The organism is Ovoidimarina sediminis (genome assembly GCF_032586175.1).
Lineage (GTDB): Bacteria > Pseudomonadota > Alphaproteobacteria > Rhodobacterales > Rhodobacteraceae > Ovoidimarina > Ovoidimarina sediminis.
The window spans coordinates 1-3,605 of the sequence record NZ_JAWHTE010000061.1; the positions used below are offsets into that span (position 1 = coordinate 1).

At 60.7% G+C, this 3,605-nt stretch carries 4 protein-coding genes; 1 reads left to right on the plus strand and 3 read right to left on the minus strand.

The window, feature by feature from the left end; all coding sequences use genetic code 11:
* Positions 1-572 (minus strand): MORN repeat-containing protein (locus tag RXV90_RS25685; protein WP_410482404.1); only part of this gene is annotated, 572 nt, incomplete at its 3' end.
* Between the two features lie 167 nt (positions 573-739).
* Here RXV90_RS25685 and RXV90_RS25690 point away from each other — a divergent pair.
* Positions 740-2,407: an NAD+ synthase gene (locus RXV90_RS25690; RefSeq protein WP_316653263.1), complete on the plus strand. Its 1,668-nt coding sequence runs from the start codon at positions 740-742 to the stop codon at positions 2,405-2,407.
* Here RXV90_RS25690 and RXV90_RS25695 read toward each other — a convergent pair.
* A complete protein-coding gene (locus RXV90_RS25695; RefSeq protein ID WP_316653265.1) occupies positions 2,373-2,978 on the minus strand; it encodes a hypothetical protein in 606 nt (201 codons plus the stop codon). The two genes, RXV90_RS25690 and RXV90_RS25695, sit on opposite strands and share 35 nt — an antisense overlap.
* 210 nt (positions 2,979-3,188) lie before the next feature.
* On the minus strand, positions 3,189-3,491 hold the full coding sequence (locus tag RXV90_RS25700) for a hypothetical protein (protein ID WP_316653267.1): 303 nt from the start codon (positions 3,489-3,491) through the stop codon (positions 3,189-3,191).
* Positions 3,492-3,605: the final 114 nt, after the last annotated feature.

Below are 3,605 nucleotides of genomic sequence, written 5' to 3' on the forward strand. Positions count from 1 at the left end.
CCGGTGCCCTGACGTTTTCCGCGGACGAGCGTGCCCTCGTAGACCGCGCCGTCCGGGTAGGTGATCCTGCCCTCGCCTTCCTTGATCCCGTCGACCCAGGCGCCGTCATAGACATAACCACCCGGGCTTTCCATCCGACCGCGGCCATGGTGGAGCGCGTTCTTGAAGTTACCTTCGTAGCGCACACCGTTGGCGTAGACGGCAAGCCCCTGACCCGTCATCTCCCCATCGACCCAGTCGCCTTCATAGGTGCCGCCATCGGCAAAGGTAATCTTCCCGGTGCCTTCAGGTTTGCCGGCGACGAACGCGCCTTCGTAGATCGAACCGTTCGGGAACCGTGCCACACCGTTCCCGCGTATCTCTCCATCAATCCATTCGCCCGTGTACTCATAGCCGTTGGGCAACCGGTACGTGCCCTGGCCGTGCTGCTTGCCGTCGCGGAACGTGCCCTCGTAGATCCCGCCGTCGTCGTATTGCTTGGTGACGACCTGCCCGTCCTGCGCGAGGGCCGCGGTCGATCCGAGGCCGATGCTGATTGCGAGAAGAATGGCTGTCTTTCGCGAAGTTACCATGACCCCGTGGTCCTCTTTCCCTGGCTGGCCCGCCCCGTTCCGGCATTTGACCGGATTGCGGAAGAGTCTAGGTGACGCCCCCGGGACCCGCAAGGTTTTTGGGCAGCGCGGCCTTTTACCCGGCGGCGGCTCGCGCTAGAGCGCTTGTGGCAATCGAAGGATGATCCATGGCCAACCGTTTTCGCCTGACGCTGGCGCAGCTCGACCCCACGGTGGGGGATCTGAAGGGGAATGCCGAAAAGGCGTTTGGCGCCTGGGAAGCGGCGCGCGCTGCCGGGGCAGACATGGTGGCTTTACCGGAGATGTTCATCGCGGGCTATCAGACACAGGATCTGGTAATGAAGCGTGCCTTCACCGAGGACGCGATGGCGCATGTGGCGGCGCTTGGCGCGCGTGCCGTGGGTGGGCCGGCGATAGGGATCGGCGGGCCGCTCTTGCAGGGTGACAGCCTCTACAACGCCTATCATGTCTACAAGGATGGGCGCCTCGTGCGACAAGTGCTGAAGCATGAGTTGCCCAACGAGACGGTGTTCGACGAGGTGAGGCTTTACGACTCCGGGCCGATTGCCGGGCCCTATGATCTTGAAGGCGTAAGGATTGGCACGCCGATCTGCGAGGATGCCTGGCACGAGGAGGTGCCCGAGGCCCTTGCCGAAAGCGGTGCCGAGATCCTGATCGTGCCGAACGGTTCGCCCTATTACCGCGGAAAGTACGATACGCGCCTCAACCACATGGTGGCGCGCACCGTCGAGACGGGGCTGCCGCTCGTTTACCTCAACATGGTTGGGGCGCAAGACGACCAGGTCTTCGACGGTGGCAGTTTCGTACTGAATCCAGGTGGGGAGCTTGCTGTTCGCCTACCTGTGTTCGACGAGGCGGTCGTTCATGTCGATTTCGTCGAAACGGAATCGGGCTGGCGGGCCGAACCGGGCGAAGTCGCGCCGATGCACGATGCGTGGGAACAGGATTACCGCGCTATGGTGCAATCCTTGCGCGATTATTGCCGCAAGACTGGGTTCAGGAAGGTGCTCCTTGGCCTGTCCGGAGGCGTCGATTCCGCGCTTGTGGCAACGATCGCGGCGGATGCTTTGGGTCCAGAAAACGTGCGGTCGGTGATGATGCCATCGGAATATACGTCCGAGCATTCGCTGGAGGATGCGGCGGCAGTGGCACGCAATCTCGGATGCCGGCTCGATTCAGCGCCGATCTCGGCTGCGCGAAAGGCTGTTACGGAGACGCTTGCGCCGCTTTTCACGAGTACGACGCCCGACCTCACGGAAGAGAACATCCAGTCGCGGCTGCGGGGCCTGTTTCTGATGGCATTGTCGAACAAGTTCGGCGAGATGCTCCTGACCACCGGCAACAAATCCGAGGTCGCGGTCGGCTATGCGACGATCTACGGAGACATGGCCGGAGGCTACAATCCGGTCAAGGATCTCTACAAGACCCGCGTCTTCGAGACGTGCCGCTGGCGAAACGCAAACCATCGGCCTTGGATGAAGGGCCCAGAAGGTGAGGTAATCCCGGTACGGGTGATCGACAAGCCGCCCTCTGCGGAACTGCGCGAGGACCAGAAGGATGAAGACAGCCTGCCGCCATACGAGGTCCTCGACGGCATTCTCGAAGGGCTGATCGATCGAGAGGCCAGCGTGGCCGACCTGGTGGCAGAAGGGTATGACGCCGATGTAATCCGGTCTGTGGAGCGCCTAATCTACCTCAGTGAATACAAGAGGTTCCAATCGGCACCGGGCACGCGCCTCACGAAACGATCCTTCTGGCTCGACCGGCGCTACCCCATCGTCAACCGGTGGCGCGACCCGACAGGCCGCGATTGACCTCGCGGGGCGCACGCGATCCGTCGGGCGCGGCGACTAGGTGCCCAGGCAAAAATACCGTGAAGATGAGAGTCATTAGCCCATCGTCCCGCGCACGGTCGGCGTCGATGGAAATTTCACCCCTGCGCGACCGCAAAGTGGAATCGAGCCAGTGGCGTTCCGCCGCTGTTGGCCTGTCCCCGGCATTGCAAGTCATGCGAAAACTCGCCTGAAGCCGGTTTGTACGTCCGGGATCGTCCGACACGGAAATCGATACTGTGTCGCGTGCGCGATGGGCTGTTTCTTCGAACAGTGCGCGGAACACATACTGTGTATCATCGCGGTTCGCCCGTAGCGTTGCTTCCGGAAATAGGATCGAAAGCCGCCGTTCCGGATCCACGATGGCGGAAAAGTCGCGGCAGAGATGCCCAAAATCGATCATCGCCATCGGGGCTGCTGCGGGACTTGGTTGTTCGTCCAGATGAAACTCGAACCCGTCAATTTCCTCGAGTGCGGTGACTGCGGTTTCTGTCATCAGGTCGAGGAGTTGCACCCTTGCCGACATCGGTTCCCGGATTTCGCGGCGTAGCATCTGGCCCAATGAGATTATGTTGTTCAGCGGCCCCCGCATCTGCACCATCGATGCATGCGCGAGGGTCTGGTATGTTTCAGCCTGTGAGCGAAGGCTTTCATGCGCGTCGCTGGCGGTTTGGAGCTTTGAGCGGAACTCGGTGACGTCGACTGCGGTTCCGACGATTGCGATGACCGCACCGTTCTCGATGGTCGGTGTCAGCGTGGTACGCTACCATGTTTGGCCATAGGGAAGATCAAGCAGTTCTTCGTATGAATAGGCTTCGCATGTATCCCTGCAGCGGGCGTAATTTGCTTCGACCGTGTCGGCCATGCGGGGCGGTAGCGCTTCGTGTGGGGTGAGCCCTGCGAGATCTGCGCTTTGAAGACCTGTCCGGCTTTCGAGTTCCTTGTTCAACCCGCTGAACCGAAACGTTCCCGACGTATCGACGCTCAGCAGAAAGGACGGCGTGTGAAGAAAATCTAATGTCTTGAGCAATTCGTCCAGAGAGCCTGGACCGCCTTCAGAATTCATATCTAGTTCCCATTACCAGAGCACTTCTTGCCCGCCCCCGCGCGCTAAAGCATCCGACTGAAAACCTGAATCGCGGGGATTCCTGTTGGAGCTGATTTGTGATTCATCCTGTCT

Coding starts and splice junctions, on each gene's coding strand:
- RXV90_RS25690 (WP_316653263.1), top strand. CDS start 740: ATGGCCAACCGTTTTCGCCTGACGCTGGCGCAGCTCGACCCCACGGTG.
- RXV90_RS25695 (WP_316653265.1), bottom strand. CDS start 2,978: ATGCTACGCCGCGAAATCCGGGAACCGATGTCGGCAAGGGTGCAACTC.
- RXV90_RS25700 (WP_316653267.1), bottom strand. CDS start 3,491: ATGAATTCTGAAGGCGGTCCAGGCTCTCTGGACGAATTGCTCAAGACA.